Here is a 17,934-nt window from a genome sequence, read left to right on the forward strand (position 1 = left end):
GTCAGTGGGTGGCGATATAGCCCGCTATCCATGCGCCCACCTCGCGGGTGCCGTAGTGCTGGCCACCCTCGACCTGAATGTCGGGCGTGCGCACGTGGGCATCGAGGGCGGCGTCGACGGCGCGGCGTATCAGTGCGCCCTCGGCAGCCAGTCCGAAGTGTTCCATCATCATCGCTGCCGACAGTATCTGTGCCACGGGGTTGGCTATGTCTTTCCCCGCCGCCTGGGGCCATGACCCGTGTACCGGCTCGAATACCGGTGTGTGGAGCCCGGTCGACGCCGACGGCAGCAGACCCATGCTTCCCGATATGCAGCTGCCCTCGTCGGTGAGTATGTCGCCAAAGGTATTCTCGGTGACCATCACGTCGAAGAAGGTGGGCTCTACGAGCATGCGCATCGAGGCGTTGTCTACAAACATGTAGTCGGTCTTGACCTCGGGGTAGAGGCCCTCCATCTCCTTGGCGACCTGTCGCCAGAGTCGGCTCGACGCCAGCACGTTGGCCTTGTCTACTACGGTGAGATGGCGGCGGCGCTTCATGGCGTAGTCGTAGGCCACCCTGAGTATGCGCTCCACCTCCTCGCGCGTGTAGTAATTGGTGTCGTAAGCCTTGTCATCGTCCTGATATTTCTCGCCGAAGTACATGCCGCCCGTGAGCTCGCGTATGCACACGAAGTCTGCCCCGCTCACTATCTCGTCCTTCAATGGCGACTTGTGGATGAGCCCTGTGAAAGTCTGCACGGGCCGTATGTTGGCAAAGAGTCCCAGCCGCTTGCGCATGGCGAGCAGCCCCTGCTCCGGGCGTACCCGTGCGGTAGGGTCGTTGTCGAACTTGGGGTCGCCCACGGCGGCGAAGAGCACCGCGTCGGCGTTCATGCACGTGGTGAAGGTCTCTTCGGGGAAGGGGGTGCCCACCCGGTCTATGGCGGCGGCTCCGCAGAGCGCGGGGGTGAAGCTGACGTCGTGGGCAAACCTCTCTGCCACGGCCTTGACCACTGCCACTCCCTGTTGCATAATCTCGGGCCCTATGCCGTCGCCCGCCAATACTGCTATGTTGAGTTTCATATCGCTTGTGATTTTAGTTGTCCTTGTTCTGTTGCTTTCTGCTGGCCTCGTAGGCAGCCACCTTGTCGCGGTTAGCCACGAGGAAGTCTATATCGTCGAGCCCGTTCATCAGGCAGAACTTCTTGTAGCCGTTGAGTTCAAAGTGCTCCTGCTCGCCCGTGGCGAGGTTGGTCACCGACTGGTTTACCACGTCCACTCTTACCATCGTGTCGGCGTCGGAGCGTATCGCGGCGAAGAGGTGACTGAGGAAGCCATCACTCACGACGACCGGCAGCACAAAGTTGTTGAGTTCGTTGTTTTTGTGGATATCGGCAAAGAAGCTGCTGATGACCACCCTGAACCCGTAGTCGGCTATGGCCCACGCCGCGTGCTCCCGGCTCGAGCCCGAACCGAAGTTCTTGCCCGCCACGAGTATCTCGCCCTTGTACTTGGGGTCGTTGAGCACAAAGTCCTTGACCTCGGTGCCATCTTCGTGGTAGCGCCAGTCGCGGAAGAGCAACTTGCCGAAGCCCTCGCGCGTGGTGGCTTTCAGATAGCGCGCCGGCACAATCTGGTCGGTATCTATATTTTCGAGTTCGATGGGTACGCACGTGCTGGTAATGACATTGAATTTCTGTTTCATCTCCTTGTCGTCTTTATTCATTATGGTCTTTACACCTTATTATATTATATGCACTCACACGGTCATCAGCTCTCGCGGGTCGGCTATCGTGCCGGTGATGGCAGCCGCAGCCGCTACCAGCGGACTTGCCAGTATCGTGCGTGCTCCGCGTCCTTGCCGACCCTCAAAGTTGCGGTTGCTGGTCGAGACGGCGTATTTGCCTTCGCCCACGCGGTCGTCGTTCATGGCGAGACAAGCCGAGCACCCCGGCTGGCGTATCTCGAAGCCCGCCTCGCGCAGCGTCACGTCGATGCCCTCGGCCTCTATCTCTCTCATCACGCGCCACGAGCCAGGCACCAGCCACGCCACCACATCGGGGTGACGCTTGCGGCCCTTGACGATTGAGGCGAAGGCGCGGAAGTCTTCCACTCTGCCGTTGGTGCAGGCTCCGAGGAAGACATAGTCTATCTTGTGACCCAGCAGCCGTTCGCCCGGCGCGAACCCCATGTATCGCAGCGCCTTGGCAAACGATGCCCGGCCCTCGCTCTCGATGCTCTCCAGGTTGGGGATGTGGCCCGTGACGGCGATACCCATACCCGGGTTGGTGCCATAGGTGATGCGCGGCTCTATGCAGGCGGCGTCGAAGCGGTATTCGCGGTCGAAGACGGCGTCGTCGTCGCTCTTGAGCGTCTGCCAGTAAGCCACAGCCCTGTCCCAGGCGTCGCCCGTGGGAGCGAAGTCGCGCCCCTTGACATACGCCATAGTCACCTCGTCGGGGGCGACTATTCCGCCGCGCGCCCCCATCTCGATAGACAGGTTGCAGAGCGTCAGCCTGCCCTCCATCGACAGTCTGCGCACCGCCTCGCCGGCGTATTCGACGAAGTAGCCCGTGGCTCCCGAGGTGGTGAGCTGGCTCATGAGATAGAGCGCCATGTCCTTGGCGGTGACGCCCTTGCCCAGACAGCCGTCGATGGTGATGCGCATGGTCTTGGGCTTCTGCTGGAGCACACACTGCGAAGCCATGACCATCTCGACCTCGCTCGTGCCGATGCCGAAAGCCACCGCACCCATGGCGCCATGGGTGCTGGTGTGGGAGTCGCCACACACGATGGTCATACCGGGCAGCGAGAGCCCCTTCTCGGGACCCACCACATGGATGATGCCATTGTCGGGGTGCATCACACCGTAGTAGGGCAGCCCAAACTCAGCCGCATTTCGCTCGAGGGTCTCCACCTGAGTCCGCGATACAGGGTCGGCTATCGGCTTGTCCTGGTCGTGGGTGGGGATGTTGTGGTCGGGCATGCAGTAGATTTGTCCGGGACGGAAGCACTGCAGTCCCCGTCGGCGGAGGCTGTCGAAAGCCTGCGGCGAGGTGACCTCGTGACAGTAGAGTCTGTCGATATACAGTTGGGTGGGGCCGTCGGCGATCTGCTGTACCACGTGGCTGTCCCAGATTTTGTCAAATAGCGTGTTCATTGTATTCTCTGTATTGAAAGGTGGTGCTCTGGCTACTGTCAGCCAGCGGTCTTGAACTTGTTGATGCAGTCTATATAGGCGTCGACCGAAGCGGTGACGATGTCGGTGTTGGCTCCGAAGCCGTAGTAGAGATGTCCGTCGTGCTCTACCTGCATGTGTACCTTGCCCACATCGTCGCTGCCCTTGTTGATGGCCTGGATGGTAAACTCGCGCAGCGTCATCTGCTTGAGTATTATCTTCTTGAGCGCCTTGATGGCAGCGTCTACGGGGCCGTTGCCGGTCGAGGCTTCCTCAAACTTCTGTCCGGAGATGTCGATGCCTATGCTGGCGACGCTTCTCACGCCCATGCCGGTGGTAACCTGCAGGAAGTCGAGCTTGATGGCGTGGGAGTCCTTGCGGTCGGCACCGGCGAGCATCAGCACATCATCGTCGGTTACCTCCTTCTTCTTGTCGGCCAGACGGAGGAACCGCTCGTAGACCTTGTCCAGCTTCCCGGGGTCGTCGTAGTCTATGCCCAGCACGCTCAGACGGTGCTTGAGGGCAGCCCTGCCACTGCGGGCGGTGAGCACTATCGACGTGTCGTCGACGCCCACATCCTTGGGGTCCATGATCTCATAGGTGCTCACGTTCTTGAGCACTCCGTCCTGGTGGATGCCACTGGAGTGGGCAAAGGCGTTGCGCCCCACGATGGCCTTGTTGGCCTGGACGGGCATATTCATCAGACTGCTCACCATGCGGCTGGTGGCGCTGATGCGGCGCGTATTGATGTTGGTCTCGATGCCCATCTGGCGATGACACTTGAGTATCATAGCTATCTCTTCGAGGGCTGTGTTGCCGGCGCGTTCGCCTATGCCGTTGACGGTCACCTCGACCTGGCGCGCGCCGTTCTGCACACCGCTCAGGGTGTTGGCTGTGGCCATGCCCAGGTCGTTGTGGCAGTGTGTAGAGATGATGGCGCGGTCTATGTGGTCCACGTGCTCCATGAGATACTTGATTTTGCGGCCATACTCTTCGGGCAGACAGTAGCCGGTGGTGTCGGGGATGTTGACCACCGTGGCTCCCGCCTTGATGACAGCCTCGACCACGCGGGCGAGATACTCATTGTCGGTGCGGCCGGCGTCTTCGGCGTAGAATTCCACATCCTCTACATAGCGCTTGGCATACTTCACCGCCGCCACAGCACGCTCCAGTATCTCTTCGCGGTTGCTGTTGAACTTGTACTGGATGTGCTCGTCGCTGGTGCCTATACCTGTGTGGATGCGCTTGTGGCGGGCGTAGCTCAGGGCGTCGGCTGCCACATCTATGTCTTTCTCCACGGCGCGTGTCAGCGCACATATCGTGGGCCAGGTCACTGCCTTTGAAATCTCTATCACCGAGTTGAAGTCGCCGGGACTTGATACCGGGAAGCCTGCTTCAATGACATCGACGCCGAGTTGCTCCAACTGGCGCGCCACCTGTATCTTCTCGACGGTGTTGAGCTGGCATCCGGGAACCTGCTCGCCGTCTCTCAGGGTGGTGTCGAATACAAATAATCTCTCGCTCATAACTCTACTTGTTTTTATACTTGCTTTTACCGTTGGTTTGGGTTGTCCTGAAAATGAAAAAGCCTTTCTCACTTGTAAGTGGAAAGGCTCTGTCTCTCGATGGATGCATTATTATCATGTTGCCACGCACGCCTCTTCACCTACAACTGTCGGCTGTAGAATAATTAGGCTGCTAATAATAATAGTATTCATCATCTGTGTAATGGATTACGTTTAACCAATTGCAAAGTTAAAGAATAAAATCAATAAAGCAAACAATTCGGCGTCTTTTTTATCAAAATAATTATAAATTGTTATCCTTTGCGACTTCTTAGACCATTTCTGTGACTTTCGCGGCGTACGCTGCAGTGGTCGGCTTTATGGTAAAAGACAGCGCTTTAGTCGCCAAAGTCGGCGCAGTCAATGCTATCATGCCCGCGATGACGGATAATCTTGTTTCGTGGCTTGATTTGATGGTTTCGTGGTAGGAAATCGTCGTTGCATAGCCCGAAACCACTATTTCGTGCTTTGCCGTCAGGATGTAGACGCACTCGGACAAAGCAGAAGCCTGGAGAGACGGCGCTGATGTCATCTCTCCAGGCTTCTGGGTGGTCTCGGCTTTTGCCAAGATAGTCTCGGGCGTTGTAAAGTTGGTCTCGGCTCTTGCCAAGATAGTCTCGGGAGTTGCCAGGTTAGTCTCGGGCATTGTAAAGTTGGTCTCGGGCGTTGCCGCGGTGGTGGGCAGCGGGGTGGGGGCTTATCTGTCGGTGATGACCTTGACGCCGCGCGGCTTGGCGAGGATGGTGGTCTTGATGTGGCCGCCGGCGGTGCGCTCGTGCCTTACCTTGACGGCGCCATAGGGGGTGGGGTAGGAGCCCTCGGCCCAGTCGAGATGACCCAGATGCGGACGTATGCGCAGGGTGCGGCATCCCGGCTGGACTACCTCAAACCCCAGCACGTGGCGCGACAGCCAGGCGGTGGGGCCCGAAGCCCAGCCATGACACAGGCTGCCACGGAAGCCCGGGTAGCAGTAGGCTCCGAAGTCGCCATGTACATTCTTGCGCGCGGGGTCGCCTATCTCGTCGATGCGGTTGGCATTGCTGCCCCACGCCGGGTCATAGTCTTCCCAGAAGGTGGTGGCTCCGAGGTCGAGCATGCCGCCCCAGTATCGGCTGATGGCGTCGAACGCGTCGTCGTAGCGGCCCGCCATCGCCAGGGCTTCGAGCATATAGTAGCCATAGAAGGTGGAGAAGCCGTCGATGCCGTGCATATAGCGCTCAGCCATGTCGCCGGCGTCCATGCAGCCCGCTATCACCATGAGCGCAGCCGCCTGGCGCAGCTTCTTGGGGGTGGCGATGTGGCTGCTGATGCGTCGGGCCACGGCGCGGCACTTGTCCTCTCGTGCCGAGTCGCCCAAGATGCGGCAGAGCTTGGCTGCGGCATCCATGCTCCACACCGTGAGCGCCTGGACGCCTATGCGCACGCCCGCCTTGTCGGCACTCGACGGCCAGTCGAGGAAGACGTTGGCACGGAAGCGGCCCACGCTGTCGACGGTGAGGTCTATCTGGTCTACGAGCTGGGTGATATAGTCGCGGTGGCGCTCCAGCAGCGCTCTGTCGGCATGGTGCATCCACCAGTCGTGCTGTATGATGAGATACCAGAGCGAATAGGCGGGAATGTTGTTGAGCCAGCGGGGCAGCTGGAACTCACTGCAGGCGAAGTCGAGCGACCTCGGCACCACGTCGGAGTAGCCGAAGACGGCGTTGATGGTGGCCACCTCAGGGTGCATGTCGCCTATCCACACCAGGCGGTCGCGCTTGATGCCATCCCAGAGAAACTCCTGCATGCACAGCTGTACGGTGTAGGCTCCTGTGAGCCAGATAGAGTCGAGCCTGCTGTCGCTGCAACTGAACGAACCCACGTAGGGGAGGTCGCGATAGCGGAAGATGGCGGCAGCCTCCTTGACGGCTACGGTGACGCCGGTGCGCAGCAGGTCGATGCGCACAAATCGGAAGCCCGTGTTGCCTATCTCCATCTGTCCGTCGCGCGGTATCTCGACCACAATGTCGCGCTTGGCGTGGTCGTCGGTGGAATAGCCCACGCAGGGCTTGGTGTTGCGGGTGTCGCTCATACACTCCTGCACCGACTCGCCGAAGCGTATGCGCACGAGCGAAGGCTCGGGACGGCTGCTGCTGCCCAGGGTGAGGCGGAGTCCGCCGTGGAGCTCGCGCCCATAGTCGAGCGTGATAGAGGCGGTGTCGCCCTCGGCGCTGGAGAGCAGGCACATGCCGTTGCGTCCCAGTTCGGTCTGGCCGTTGGTGATGCGGGTGAGCACCTCGGGATGGGTGGCGCCGTGGCTCTGCATCACCCTCACCGGGGCGAGGTAGACACGCGTGATGGCGTCGGCGCGCATGCGGGCGGCGTCGGTCTGGGCGAAAACGGGGGGAAGAGCGGGCTGGGCCATCAGCGTGACGGCGCAGCAGAGGGTGGATAGCAGGATAACGATGCGATGCATAGTGGTGGTCTTAGTGGTAGTTGATGGATGCAAAGTTACGCAAAAACCCACTAACAGCCAATATAAACGTCCAAAAATAACCCCGACGGGCGTTAAAACCATTGAAATTGCGATATATGTGGTGGTTTTTTGCTACTTTTGCACCGTTAATATCATCAAGGTAAATAGTGTTTTTATGGAAACGACTCACAAAATCAATAAAGTGGAACTGCGCAACCTGCGTATGGAAGACTATGACCAGCTGGCCAAATCGTTCAAGCGCATCTATGCCGACCACGATGTCTTCTGGACCCACGAGCAGATCAAGACGCTCATTACCATCTTCCCCGAGGGTCAGGTGGTGATAGTGGTCGACGACAAGATTGTAGGCTGTGCCCTCTCGATTATCGTAGACTATAATATGGTAAAGGGCGACCACACCTATGCCAAGGTGACGGGCAACGAGACCTTCAACACCCACAACCCGCAAGGCAACATCCTCTACGGCATCGAGGTGTTTATCCATCCTGACTATCGCGGGTTGAGACTCGGACGCCGCATGTATGAATACCGCAAGGAACTCTGTGAGAAGCTCAATCTGAAGGCCATTATGTTTGGCGGTCGCATACCCAACTATTACAAGTATGCCGACACCATGCGCCCGAAGGAATATATCGAGAAGGTACGTTCGCGCGAGATCTACGACCCGGTGCTTACGTTCCAGTTGTCCAATGATTTCCATGTGCGTCGCGTCATCCGCAACTATCTGCCCAATGACGAGGAGTCCAAGCACTGTGCCACGCTGCTCCAGTGGGACAACATCTACTACCAGCCTGCCACCGACTCGTATGTGGAGAAACGGCCTACGGTGAGACTGGGTCTGGTGCAGTGGCAGATGCGTCCCTACAAGGATCTGGACGACCTCTTCGAGCAGGTGGAGTTCTTCGTCGACTCGGTGAGCGACTACAAGAGCGACTTCGTGCTCTTCCCTGAATACTTCAACGCACCCCTTATGGCCCGCTTCAATGATATGGGCGAGGCGCAGTCCATCCGTGGACTGGCGCAGTATACCGAGAAGATACGCGACCGCTTCGTCGAGTTGGCCATCAGTTACAACATCAACATCATCACCGGCAGCATGCCCTTTGTCAAGGCCGACGGCGGTCTCTACAATGTGGGCTTCCTCTGCCGCCGTGACGGTTCGTATGACATGTATGAGAAGATACATGTGACCCCCGACGAGCAGAAGAGCTGGGGCTTGAGCCGTGGCGACGAGGTCAAGACCTTTGACACCGACTGTGGCCGCATCGGCATCCTAATCTGCTACGATGTAGAGTTCCCCGAACTCTCGCGCCTCATGGCCGAGGAGGGCATGCAGATACTCTTCGTGCCCTTCAACACCGATACGCAGAATGCCTATGCGCGTGTGAAGGTCTGTGCCCAGGCTCGCGCCGTGGAGAACGAGTGTTATGTCGCCATTGCGGGTAGTGTGGGCAACCTGCCCCGTGTGCACAACATGGACATCCAGTATGCTCAGTCGGCTGTGTTTACCCCCTGCGACTTTGCCTTCCCCACCGACGGTAAGGGAGCCATGGCTACGCCTGGCACGGAGCAGATACTGGTGGCCGACTGTGACCTGACGCTGCTCAACGAGCTGCATACCTATGGCAGCGTGCGCAATCTGCGCGACCGTCGCAAAGACCTCTACGAGCTGCGTATGAAGAAGGAGAAGTAGGATAACCGCTTTAAGAATAATGGAAAAGGGCATGGTCATGAGACTGTGCCCTTTTGCATGGGCGCTACCGCCGATGCCGCTCTCGACGGTTTCCCATTCCAGAGGGATGCGCTGCCGCCCATTGGCAAGGGATGTAGGCGGTGGAGGGGTGGCTTGGTTGTGTGTATGGGCTGCCAATAGCACTGCGTTGAGCGTGCAGAAAGGCGTGGCATCGAACGATGAGTTGCCCTTACATTATTTGTTCCATATCTCACAAACCTTGCCGTTCTTGAATACAATGGTTTCCAATCCTGTGCCGTACTCCCAAATGTCCATGTCATCGTAGGCGTTGGTCTTTGACGCCGACTGGTTGGGATAACCTATTGATAATGCTACCATCTCTTTGGTAAAACCTATCTTTACGTCACCACCAAGAATCTGTTTCCATCGGGTAATGCCGTATTTGTGAGCATACTTGACGCCATCTGATTTTGTAAAGAATGGCAAGTCACCAATACTGATGTAATGACGACCTTGCGCTCTGCTCATATCAAATGTATATGTCTTGTTTCGGCCGTCCTTGAATACCAGGTAAGGGGTACCGTTGATGACTTTTATCGTATCAACCCACCCATAGCTGTTGTTCTCGTCTACGACCCATTCGTTGTTGCGATATCTGTCCATCATGTCTACATAGTGGGCATAGCTCTTTTGCCCCCATAGCGTATGGAGGCTTATGGATAGTGTGTCTCCGACCATCTTGAGTTTATGTCGGATGCCTCCTTCACCAAGCCAAGTGTCGATAATCTGCCAGACTCCATCTTTGCCTTCTATTATCCATCGACTCTTGTCTCTTGCCTTGGCAATAGATTCATAATATCCAACAGCCATAACAGGTTTGACGCCACTGCCGAAGAAATCAAAGCTACATTCATCACCATTGTCACATCTCTTCATTTGAAAAGTCTGTGGTGCCTTGAACCCGGTTATCTCGAAATATGTAAACAATGGGGCATCATAGGTTTTGTTGTCCCATCCATACCGCAATACTCCCTTGTTCTGATACAGTATTACCTTCTGCCCGATGTACTTTTCAGGGTGGATGGTAGAAATGTCAGTAGAGTCATACTGATACACAGGCTTTCTTTCCAAGGGTAAAGTGTCACTTGGGATTACTTTCACCTGGGCAGTAATCATGCACGGGGTCATGAGAAGGAGTAGGGATAGTAATTGTTTCATTGTGTTGTAACTTATAAAGTTGCCATTGGTAGGGTTGGATGGTTTGTATTTGGATGTAAAGGTAATCATTTTGGACTGAATTGCGATAGAAATGAGCCTGTTATTTGTTTTTGGGCGTTCCTTTATGGCGATTTTAACGATTACACTCGTATTTGTCATCAACTCGCGGCAGCAAGGTATCGCCCGTGAGCCAAGTTTGACGAAAACATTAAAAATAAATGGTCATTTGCGATGGCTGTTTGGGTTGTTTTTTCTAATTTTGCATGTTGGGACATATAAAGAATGACTTAATTAACTACATAGGTAACATGGACAAACTATATCTACTTCAGTTCGCTTGCTTCGTCTTCATGCTGATGAGCGCTGGTTATCTCGGGCTCAGCAGTCTGCATGTGCACTGGCGCAACCGTCGTTTTGAGCGGTCGCGGTGGATGCTATTTCTGGCGTTACTGGTATTGGGCGCACACTATCTGCTGCAGATGGTGATGAAAATCAGGGTCACGGGCGACGACCTCGGGGCTGTGGTCAACATGCTGGTCTACACGCCGTGCTTCATGCTGATTTCCAAGGCTATATACAATGTCGAGGCGACACAGCTGTTCAGCCGCCGCATGACGGTGGTTTGCTCGGCTATCTACCTGATTATCCTGGCTGTCTTCGGCATCGGCTATTGGCGTGCGGGCAGCTTCCACATCGGGCTGTGGCTCTACGTCATGCTCTTCTTCTATGTCATCGGCAACGTGTACTGCGTGGGTGTCATCCTGCGCGAGATGTTGCGTCGCCGGCGCATGCTGGAGACGATGGCAGCCTCTGACATAATGCCCTACGTGCGCTACTCGCGAGCCAGCGTCTTCATCGTCTGCGTGTCTGCGCTTGCCATACCGGCAGCCATCCTTTCCACCACCTTATTATATATAATAGGCCCGCTGGGGCTGTTGGCCTTCCTGTTTTTCATCGTCAACTTCATCTCGCTCGGCAATAGCTATGTGCCCACCGACGAACTCTTGGACAGCGAGGAGGAGAAAGACGCTGAGCCAGAGGCTGTCGCCGTGGCTGTGGAGAAGACCCAGACGGTGGCTGTGGAGAAGACCGTGGCGGGCGAGACCATTGCCGACGACCGGCATGCTATGCTCTCTGCCGAGCGATGCACCCTCATCCAGCAGCGGCTCGACGACTGGTGTGCCAACATGGGCTACAAGGACAGCGCAGCCAACCTGCTGACCCTCTCGCGCAGCGTGGGCATCTCTAAGAGGGACCTCACCCAGTATTTTGACCAGTGTCAGCACAGCACCTTCCGCGTATGGCTTAGCGGAATACGTTTTCAGGTGGCGAAGGATATGATGCGCGAATATCCTGACTATAGCAACGACGCCATCTCTGCCGAGTGTGGTTTCTCTGCGCGCACCCAGCTCTACCGCATCTTCAAAGCCAAGGAGGGATGTACCCCTACGGCGTGGCGCGACGGTCTGTCGAAACGGCAGTAAGCCGAGAGCCGACAGCCCAATGGTTTCTATACCCCACCCCCTATCGAATATAAACAGTCTTGTGTATCTGTAATTTACAAACACATATGAACGTTTTGGAAATCTATTAAGGGCAGTTAAGGCAAATAGAGATAGGAAACAATAAAACGAATAGTATATTCAGCAGAAGGTATATGGATTTGTGTATTGTTATCTATGGATAGCAAATTTGAAAATCTTGTTTTGTCAGATTACTCATTATAATATATACGCACACGCACGATACATTGCATCACCAAAACAAAGTACCACAAAAATGCCGGATGAAATAGCACAAGAATAACGAATAATGCTAAAAAAGGTTATTAGAATACACCTTTTTATGTGTTATATTGCTATTGTTTGAGGGAATTTTTTTAACTTTACACCCGATAAAGGTTGATGACATAAACCTTTTAATGTGATTTCTTGCAAAAAGCGCATATATGAAAAAAATAGAAGATGTAATGAATGAGTGGAACGCTTTGCAGCCTTTGTCTGATAGAGACAGAGAGATGCTTAGCCGTCGATTCACAATTGATTTCAACTATAACAGCAACCACATTGAGGGTAATACACTGACTTATGGACAGACAGAGATCTTGCTCATGTTCGGAAAGATTGTTGGCGAGGCTGATGTTCGTGATGTACACGAAATGACTGCCAGCAATGTTGGTCTAAAAATAATGAAGGAGGAGGCTCTACTTAAAGAGACTCCTTTGACACAGCAATTTATCCGAACATTACATAAGACCCTCTTGCGTGAGGATTACACAGTATATCGCACACTGCCTGGAGGTGTTCAGACGAGCTACGTCATTCATGCCGGGCAATACAAAACTCGCCCTAATTCCGTCATTACTCGTTATGGTGACCAATTCGAGTATGCAACGCCTGAAGAGACTCCTGCTTTGATGAGCGATTTGGTAGATTGGTACAACGATGCAGAAAGATCGGGAAAGTTCACTCCAATAGAGCTTGCCGCAATATTCCACTATCGCTACATTCGTATTCATCCATTTGAAGATGGCAATGGACGTATTGCTCGATTGATGGTCAATTACATCCTCACTCGCCATGATTACCCTATGATAGTAGTGCGTAGCCGTAAGAAAAAAGAATATTTAGAGGCATTGCATCGTACAGACCTGACTGTCGGTGCAGCACCTTCACTTGGCGCACATGCTTCAAAGCGTGACATCCAACAGTTTCTTACTTATTTTACGAATCTCTTTATTGACGAGGTATCATACGACATACAGTTCCTGACTGAGCGCGGAGATAATGTATGGTGGTTTGATGGCGAACGTGTAAAATTCCGTAGTGCAACCACCAGCATAATACTGAATCGCATGTATGAGCAGCCGAATAGCACTATACCTCAATTGGCAGAGGCTGCCGGTATCAGTCTTACAGCGGTAAACAAGCAATTGCGACTCCTTACAGACAAAGGCTATATAGCTCGTACAGAGAAAGATAATTCTTGGAGGCTAATTATCACCCCATCAGTATAAAACACAAATCATGTATAAACGTATGATTCAAGGAAATACTTGGCATGAATACTCAAACGAACTGAAGCGCTTCTTGTGTGATGTCGCAAAATCATGGTGGGCATGGTATTTGTTCTACCCATTAGGTGTGTTTCCTCTATAAATAGTATATTTTTATCCTACTGGTGTAAAAGGGGTTTTATATATGTTTGGGATAAACGGACAGCCCTTTCTGCATAGCGGAAAGGGCTTTTTCGGTCAAAATGGGTGTAGCCTTTCTGCCAGAGCTACACCCAAAATGACGCAAAGCCACACCTAAAACGGCAAAGCTACACGCCATTCTCGTTTCTTCTTCCTACTTTTGTGCCGCAAATGTAACACTTGAGTAATAAATAATGAATTAAACCTTAGTAATTATGGAGAAGAAAAATTATCAGAAACCCGCCGTCCAAGTCATCAACATCGGAACAGTAGCGATTATGCAAGGGTCAACTGAGAGCATTCCAATGGGTAAACCAGGTTCCGGTAACCAACCAAAGCCTGACGAGAATGGATGGATTTGGGCTGATTAGCCAACCCACAGCCTTGTCGTAGTACAGCGCAAGGCACAATGGACACAAGGTATGGCTCCTGGGACTATGGCAAGGCGTAGCCCCAAGAGCCGAAGATACTTTTGATTGACGGAGTAACAAAAAAAGTGGCAGCCGGAATGGGCTGCCACTTGCGTTATATGTACTCAGGAGATGTCTGCTTACAGATTGGCCAACCCACAACCTTGTCGTAGAACAGCGCAAGGCACAATGGACACAAGGTACGGCTCCTGGGACTATGGCAAGGCGCTGCCCTGAGAGCCGAAGATACCTTCAACCCCAAACGGCCTAATGACCGCTTTGGGTTAAAAATAATTCTAAGGTGCGAAACTTGGGTTAGGACAGGTGAATCTAATATTTGATTTCTTAAATATTGGTAAGAACAGGGTGTCTGGCCTTGTATTTACTATTAACTTATCATCCTTTCTGTCTATATAGATAGACCGGAAAATATAATTATAAAGTTCACCATCAACGACATATCCATTGCTTTGTATATAAATATCTTGTACATTTTTGTATTTTTTCTTGTACTCTACAAAGCCTTCTTTATAGTACAGGTCTCTATCGCTGATGGAGTCAAAGCATATCACACATTTCCCATGTAACCATAGTGTATCCAATTTTTCTCGTCGCCCATAAAGAGGACGGTACCCTGGCCCTAAGATGAGACCCTTCAATACAATACTATCATCCCAAGACAGCAAGATGGGACGACTCAAGACAAAGGTATTGTATTTAGGGTGCCGTTTTATATAGTCATTTATGATACTAATAATCGAGTCGTTCTGTTTTATTTCAGTTAGCTCTATGCCATCTCCGTAAACACGCTTAAATCCTACCAAAGTAGGTTTACAACCAACCAATAGCATCATCACAAATGCAAAAAACAAAGTCAATAAAACTCTTAAAGCCCTTTTAGACATATTCTTACTCTTCCCCTTAATAGATTTGCACTCCATTCCTAACCAATTCTATTTCTCTATCATTATAAATAAATCCTCGTGTATATCCGTCATGCCCCACGATAAGAACAGGTAGTCCTCCCATTTTTTCTGAGAGTGAACCATCTGCGTATGATGCACGCTCATCGTGCGACCATGCGTAGTCTTTCTCCGCCAAGGCATCCACTGCGTTCCATCGTCCCGTCACGGGGGCGTAGTGGCGGGCACCGTGGTCGTACCAGTCGAGGCCATGGGTGCGGTCGAGCTCTTTGCCTATGTATTTGTAGGGTTGGGTGGCGTGGTCATTCTCTCTGCTTTCGACATTGGCGAAAGCAGAGAGGCTCAGTATGTTCATGAGCCCCAACAGCATTATGACAATCTGGTGGCGCATGGACTGGGGTTAAGATGTTTACATTGCAAATATAATAATAATGTACACACGCGCAAAGGAAATCGGGGGAAAAGTGATGGCTGGGGGCGAAAATAATATGCTGAAGCCTGCCGTGTCCCGATGTGGTCAAGCAAGAGCAAAAACCAAGCAAGCCCTAATGACCGATTTGGCTTTGACAGACGGAGTAACAAAAAAAGTGGCAGCCGGAATGGGCTGCCACTTGCGTTATATGTACTCAGTAGATGTCTGCTTACAGATTGGCCAACTCGATAACCTTGTCTACAGCGGCAGAGATACCGTCGAGGTTCTTGCCACCAGCCTGGGCGTAGTGGGGCTGACCACCGCCACCACCCTGGATGAGGCGGGCGGCTTCGCGTACCATCTTGCCGGCGTTGAGGTCATGGCTGCTCACCATGTCGTCGCTCAGCATCACAGAGAGCATAGGCTTCTCGTTGGCGGTAGAGCCGATGACGCAGAGCAGATTTTCGGGCAGAGCCTCGCGGATCTTGAACACCAGATCCTTGGCTGCCGATGGCTCGAAGGGGATGACCGCCTTGATGACGTTGACACCATTGACGACGCTGGCCTTCTCTACCAGAGTCTTCGCCATGCGCTCTACAGCCTGGGCACGGAATGCCTCGATGTCCTTCTTCATGGCGTCGTGCTCCTCGATATACTTGGCGATGACGCCCTGCAGGTCTTTGGCGTTGTTGAAGAGAGCCTTGATCTGGCGCATGCTGTCTTCGAGAGCGTAGTAAGCCTCTTCACAAGTCTTGCCAGTAAGTGCCTCGATACGGCGGATGCCGGCGGCTACCGAACTTTCGCTGACAATCTTGAACATACCGATGCGGCCGGTGCTCTGGGCGTGGATACCACCACAGAACTCGCATGAGGGGCCGAAGCGGACCACGCGTACGCGGTCGCCATACTTCTCGCCGAAGAGGGCGATGGCTCCCAGTTCCTTGGCTTCCTCCATGGGGGTGTCGCGATGCTCGTCGAGAGGGATGTCCTGGCGTATCATGTCGTTGACAAGACGCTCAACCTGACGCAGTTCGTCATCAGTAACCTTCTGGAAGTGAGAGAAGTCGAAACGCAGCGTATTGGCACTGACATACGAGCCCTTCTGCTCTACGTGGTCGCCCAGTACCTGCTTGAGCGCATAGTCGAGCAGGTGGGTAGCAGTATGATTGGCAGCACTGCCGGCACGTTTGTCGGTGTCGACACATGCCATAAACTGTGCGTTGATATTCTTGGGGAGAGCCTTGACGATGTGGATAGACTGGTTGTTCTCGCGCTTGGTGTCGATTACCTCTACAGTCTCGTCCTCGCTTACCAGCACGCCGGTGTCGCCCACCTGGCCACCCATCTCACCATAGAAGGGAGTATAGTCAAGCACCAGCTCGTAGAAGGTGTTCTTTTTCTGAGTCACCTTGCGGTAGCGCAGGATGTGACATTCGTATTCGGTGTAGTCGTAACCCACAAACTGCTGGTTGCCTTCGGCCACGTCGACCCAGTCGCCATTCTCTACGGCAGCGGCATTGCGGGCGCGCTCTTTCTGCTTCTGCATCTCGGCGTCAAACTGCTCTTCGTCGACGGTGAAACCGTGTTCACGACAGATGAGCTGGGTGAGGTCGAGGGGGAAACCATAGGTATCGAAGAGTCGGAATGCCTGAACGCCGTCGAGCTGGTTCTTGCCCTCAGCCTTGAGCTGGTCCATAGCGGTCTGGAGCATGTTGATACCCTTCTCGAGTGTGCGGAGGAACGAGTCTTCCTCTTCCTTCATCACGCGGGCGATGAGCTCGCGCTGTGCGGGCAGCTCGGGGAAGGCGTCGCCCATCTCCTGGATGAGCACGGGCAGCAGACGGTAGATGAATGCCTCTTTCTGTCCGAGGAAGGTATAGGCATAGCGGATGGCACGGCGCAGGATGCGGCGGATGACGTAGCCAGCCTTGGCATTGGACGGCAGCTGACCGTCGGCGATAGAGAAGGCCACGGCACGCAGGTGGTCGGCCACTACGCGCATAGCCACGTCGGTCTCTTCGCTCTCACCGTATTTCTTGCCGGTGATGCGCTCTTCCTCCTTGATGATGGGCTGGAAGATGTCGGTATCGTAGTTGGAGTGCTTGCCCTGCATCATGCGCACCAGACGCTCGAAGCCCATACCGGTATCGATGACGTTCATAGCCAGCGGCTCGAGCGAACCGTCGGCCTTGCGGTTGAACTGCATGAACACGATGTTCCATATCTCGATGACCTGTGGGTCGTCCTTGTTGACAAGGTCGCGGCCGGGCACGTCGCCACGCTGGTCCAGGGGACGAGAGTCTACGTGGATCTCGCTACAGGGGCCGCAGGGGCCGGTATCGCCCATCTCCCAGAAGTTGTCGTGCTTGTTGCCGTTGATGATGTGGTCGGCGGGCACGTGCTTGAGCCAGTAACGGGCAGCCTCTTCGTCGCGGGGGATATTCTCTTCGGGCGAGCCCTCGAAGACGGTGACATAGAGGTCGTTGGGGTCGAGATGCAGCACGTCGACGAGATACTCCCACGCATAGTCGATGGCACCCTCCTTGAAGTAGTCGCCGAAACTCCAGTTGCCCAGCATCTCAAACATGGTGTGGTGGTAGGTGTCGTGGCCAACCTCCTCGAGGTCGTTGTGCTTGCCGCTTACGCGCAGACACTTCTGCGTGTCGGCCCGGCGGCGTGGCTCGGGGTCCTTGGTACCCAGTATGATATCTTTCCACTGGTTCATACCGGCATTGGTAAACATCAGCGTAGGGTCGTCCTTGATTACCATCGGGGCCGACGGAACGATAACGTGTCCTTTAGACTCGAAGAATTTTTTGTACGAGTCGCGGATTTCTTTAGCTGTCATCATCTTTATTTTGCTTTTTATTATGCTTAATATTC

At 53.8% G+C, this 17,934-nt stretch carries 15 protein-coding genes; 5 read left to right on the plus strand and 10 right to left on the minus strand.

Annotated elements, in window-relative coordinates:
* Position 1: 1 nt before the first annotated feature.
* The 6 genes from leuB to CIK92_RS10975 all read right to left on the minus strand — a co-directional run bounded on the left by leuB (position 2) and on the right by CIK92_RS10975 (position 7,178).
* On the minus strand, positions 2–1,063 hold the full coding sequence (gene leuB, locus CIK92_RS10950; RefSeq protein WP_094389099.1) for a 3-isopropylmalate dehydrogenase: 1,062 nt from the start codon (positions 1,061–1,063) through the stop codon (positions 2–4).
* Positions 1,064–1,076: 13 nt separating this feature from the next.
* Entirely contained in the window at positions 1,077–1,685 is a 609-nt protein-coding gene (leuD, locus tag CIK92_RS10955) for a 3-isopropylmalate dehydratase small subunit (protein ID WP_094389117.1), read from the minus strand.
* A 54-nt stretch (positions 1,686–1,739) separates the two neighbouring features.
* Positions 1,740–3,140 carry a 3-isopropylmalate dehydratase large subunit gene (gene leuC, locus CIK92_RS10960; RefSeq protein ID WP_022311249.1) on the minus strand — a complete coding sequence of 467 codons (1,401 nt, stop codon included), beginning with the start codon at positions 3,138–3,140 and terminating at the stop codon, positions 1,740–1,742.
* Positions 3,141–3,178: 38 nt separating this feature from the next.
* Positions 3,179–4,684, minus strand: coding sequence for a 2-isopropylmalate synthase (locus tag CIK92_RS10965; protein WP_094389100.1), 1,506 nt, complete (start codon positions 4,682–4,684; stop codon positions 3,179–3,181).
* Positions 4,685–4,994: 310 nt separating this feature from the next.
* Positions 4,995–5,369 carry a hypothetical protein gene (locus tag CIK92_RS10970; RefSeq protein ID WP_094389101.1) on the minus strand — a complete coding sequence of 125 codons (375 nt, stop codon included), beginning with the start codon at positions 5,367–5,369 and terminating at the stop codon, positions 4,995–4,997.
* A 51-nt stretch (positions 5,370–5,420) separates the two neighbouring features.
* Complete coding sequence (locus CIK92_RS10975) at positions 5,421–7,178, minus strand: alpha-L-rhamnosidase C-terminal domain-containing protein (RefSeq protein ID WP_094389102.1); 1,758 nt, start codon at positions 7,176–7,178, stop codon at positions 5,421–5,423.
* A 175-nt stretch (positions 7,179–7,353) separates the two neighbouring features.
* Between CIK92_RS10975 and CIK92_RS10980 the strand changes: the two genes are divergently transcribed.
* Positions 7,354–8,892: a bifunctional GNAT family N-acetyltransferase/carbon-nitrogen hydrolase family protein gene (locus CIK92_RS10980; protein WP_094389103.1), complete on the plus strand. Its 1,539-nt coding sequence runs from the start codon at positions 7,354–7,356 to the stop codon at positions 8,890–8,892.
* A gap of 234 nt (positions 8,893–9,126) precedes the next feature.
* Here CIK92_RS10980 and CIK92_RS10985 read toward each other — a convergent pair whose 3' ends face one another.
* A complete protein-coding gene (locus CIK92_RS10985; protein WP_144289411.1) occupies positions 9,127–10,110 on the minus strand; it encodes a hypothetical protein in 984 nt (327 codons plus the stop codon).
* 91 nt (positions 10,111–10,201) lie between these two features.
* Here CIK92_RS10985 and CIK92_RS13500 point away from each other — a divergent pair, with 91 nt between their 5' ends.
* The 4 genes from CIK92_RS13500 to CIK92_RS13820 all read left to right on the plus strand — a co-directional run bounded on the left by CIK92_RS13500 (position 10,202) and on the right by CIK92_RS13820 (position 13,677).
* Positions 10,202–10,396, plus strand: a complete 195-nt coding sequence (locus tag CIK92_RS13500) for a hypothetical protein (protein WP_144289412.1) — start codon at positions 10,202–10,204, stop codon at positions 10,394–10,396.
* A 22-nt stretch (positions 10,397–10,418) separates the two neighbouring features.
* The gene (locus tag CIK92_RS14090; RefSeq protein WP_254046071.1) at positions 10,419–11,594 is read left to right on the plus strand and encodes a helix-turn-helix domain-containing protein; all 1,176 of its coding nucleotides are present in this window, start codon (positions 10,419–10,421) and stop codon (positions 11,592–11,594) included.
* A gap of 464 nt (positions 11,595–12,058) precedes the next feature.
* Positions 12,059–13,126 carry a Fic family protein gene (locus CIK92_RS11000; RefSeq protein WP_094389105.1) on the plus strand — a complete coding sequence of 356 codons (1,068 nt, stop codon included), beginning with the start codon at positions 12,059–12,061 and terminating at the stop codon, positions 13,124–13,126.
* A 395-nt stretch (positions 13,127–13,521) separates the two neighbouring features.
* Positions 13,522–13,677 carry a hypothetical protein gene (locus CIK92_RS13820; RefSeq protein WP_022311242.1) on the plus strand — a complete coding sequence of 52 codons (156 nt, stop codon included), beginning with the start codon at positions 13,522–13,524 and terminating at the stop codon, positions 13,675–13,677.
* Between the two features lie 335 nt (positions 13,678–14,012).
* On the opposite strand, the gene CIK92_RS11005 is transcribed toward CIK92_RS13820, so the two are convergent.
* The 3 genes from CIK92_RS11005 to alaS form a co-directional block, all read right to left on the minus strand.
* Positions 14,013–14,621 carry a hypothetical protein gene (locus CIK92_RS11005; protein ID WP_144289413.1) on the minus strand — a complete coding sequence of 203 codons (609 nt, stop codon included), beginning with the start codon at positions 14,619–14,621 and terminating at the stop codon, positions 14,013–14,015.
* A 16-nt stretch (positions 14,622–14,637) separates the two neighbouring features.
* A complete protein-coding gene (locus CIK92_RS11010) occupies positions 14,638–15,009 on the minus strand; it encodes an RHS repeat-associated core domain-containing protein (RefSeq protein WP_254046072.1) in 372 nt (123 codons plus the stop codon).
* Between the two features lie 271 nt (positions 15,010–15,280).
* Positions 15,281–17,902 (minus strand): alanine--tRNA ligase, encoded by a 2,622-nt coding sequence (gene alaS / locus CIK92_RS11015; RefSeq protein ID WP_094389108.1) that lies wholly within the window; start codon positions 17,900–17,902, stop codon positions 15,281–15,283.
* Positions 17,903–17,934 lie beyond the last annotated feature (32 nt).

The sequence above is a fragment of the Prevotella sp. P4-67 genome (assembly GCF_002251325.1).
Lineage (GTDB): Bacteria > Bacteroidota > Bacteroidia > Bacteroidales > Bacteroidaceae > Prevotella.

Excerpts from the sequence above, each read along its gene's own strand:
- leuB (WP_094389099.1), bottom strand. The coding sequence starts at position 1,063 with ATGAAACTCAACATAGCAGTATTGGCGGGCGACGGCATAGGGCCCGAG.
- leuD (WP_094389117.1), bottom strand. The coding sequence starts at position 1,685 with ATGAAACAGAAATTCAATGTCATTACCAGCACGTGCGTACCCATCGAA.
- leuC (WP_022311249.1), bottom strand. The coding sequence starts at position 3,140 with ATGAACACGCTATTTGACAAAATCTGGGACAGCCACGTGGTACAGCAG.
- CIK92_RS10965 (WP_094389100.1), bottom strand. The coding sequence starts at position 4,684 with ATGAGCGAGAGATTATTTGTATTCGACACCACCCTGAGAGACGGCGAG.
- CIK92_RS10970 (WP_094389101.1), bottom strand. The coding sequence starts at position 5,369 with ATGCCCGAGACTAACCTGGCAACTCCCGAGACTATCTTGGCAAGAGCC.
- CIK92_RS10975 (WP_094389102.1), bottom strand. The coding sequence starts at position 7,178 with ATGCATCGCATCGTTATCCTGCTATCCACCCTCTGCTGCGCCGTCACG.
- CIK92_RS10980 (WP_094389103.1), top strand. The coding sequence starts at position 7,354 with ATGGAAACGACTCACAAAATCAATAAAGTGGAACTGCGCAACCTGCGT.
- CIK92_RS10985 (WP_144289411.1), bottom strand. The coding sequence starts at position 10,110 with ATGAAACAATTACTATCCCTACTCCTTCTCATGACCCCGTGCATGATT.
- CIK92_RS13500 (WP_144289412.1), top strand. The coding sequence starts at position 10,202 with ATGAGCCTGTTATTTGTTTTTGGGCGTTCCTTTATGGCGATTTTAACG.
- CIK92_RS14090 (WP_254046071.1), top strand. The coding sequence starts at position 10,419 with ATGGACAAACTATATCTACTTCAGTTCGCTTGCTTCGTCTTCATGCTG.
- CIK92_RS11000 (WP_094389105.1), top strand. The coding sequence starts at position 12,059 with ATGAAAAAAATAGAAGATGTAATGAATGAGTGGAACGCTTTGCAGCCT.
- CIK92_RS13820 (WP_022311242.1), top strand. The coding sequence starts at position 13,522 with ATGGAGAAGAAAAATTATCAGAAACCCGCCGTCCAAGTCATCAACATC.
- CIK92_RS11005 (WP_144289413.1), bottom strand. The coding sequence starts at position 14,621 with ATGTCTAAAAGGGCTTTAAGAGTTTTATTGACTTTGTTTTTTGCATTT.
- CIK92_RS11010 (WP_254046072.1), bottom strand. The coding sequence starts at position 15,009 with ATGCTGTTGGGGCTCATGAACATACTGAGCCTCTCTGCTTTCGCCAAT.
- alaS (WP_094389108.1), bottom strand. The coding sequence starts at position 17,902 with ATGATGACAGCTAAAGAAATCCGCGACTCGTACAAAAAATTCTTCGAG.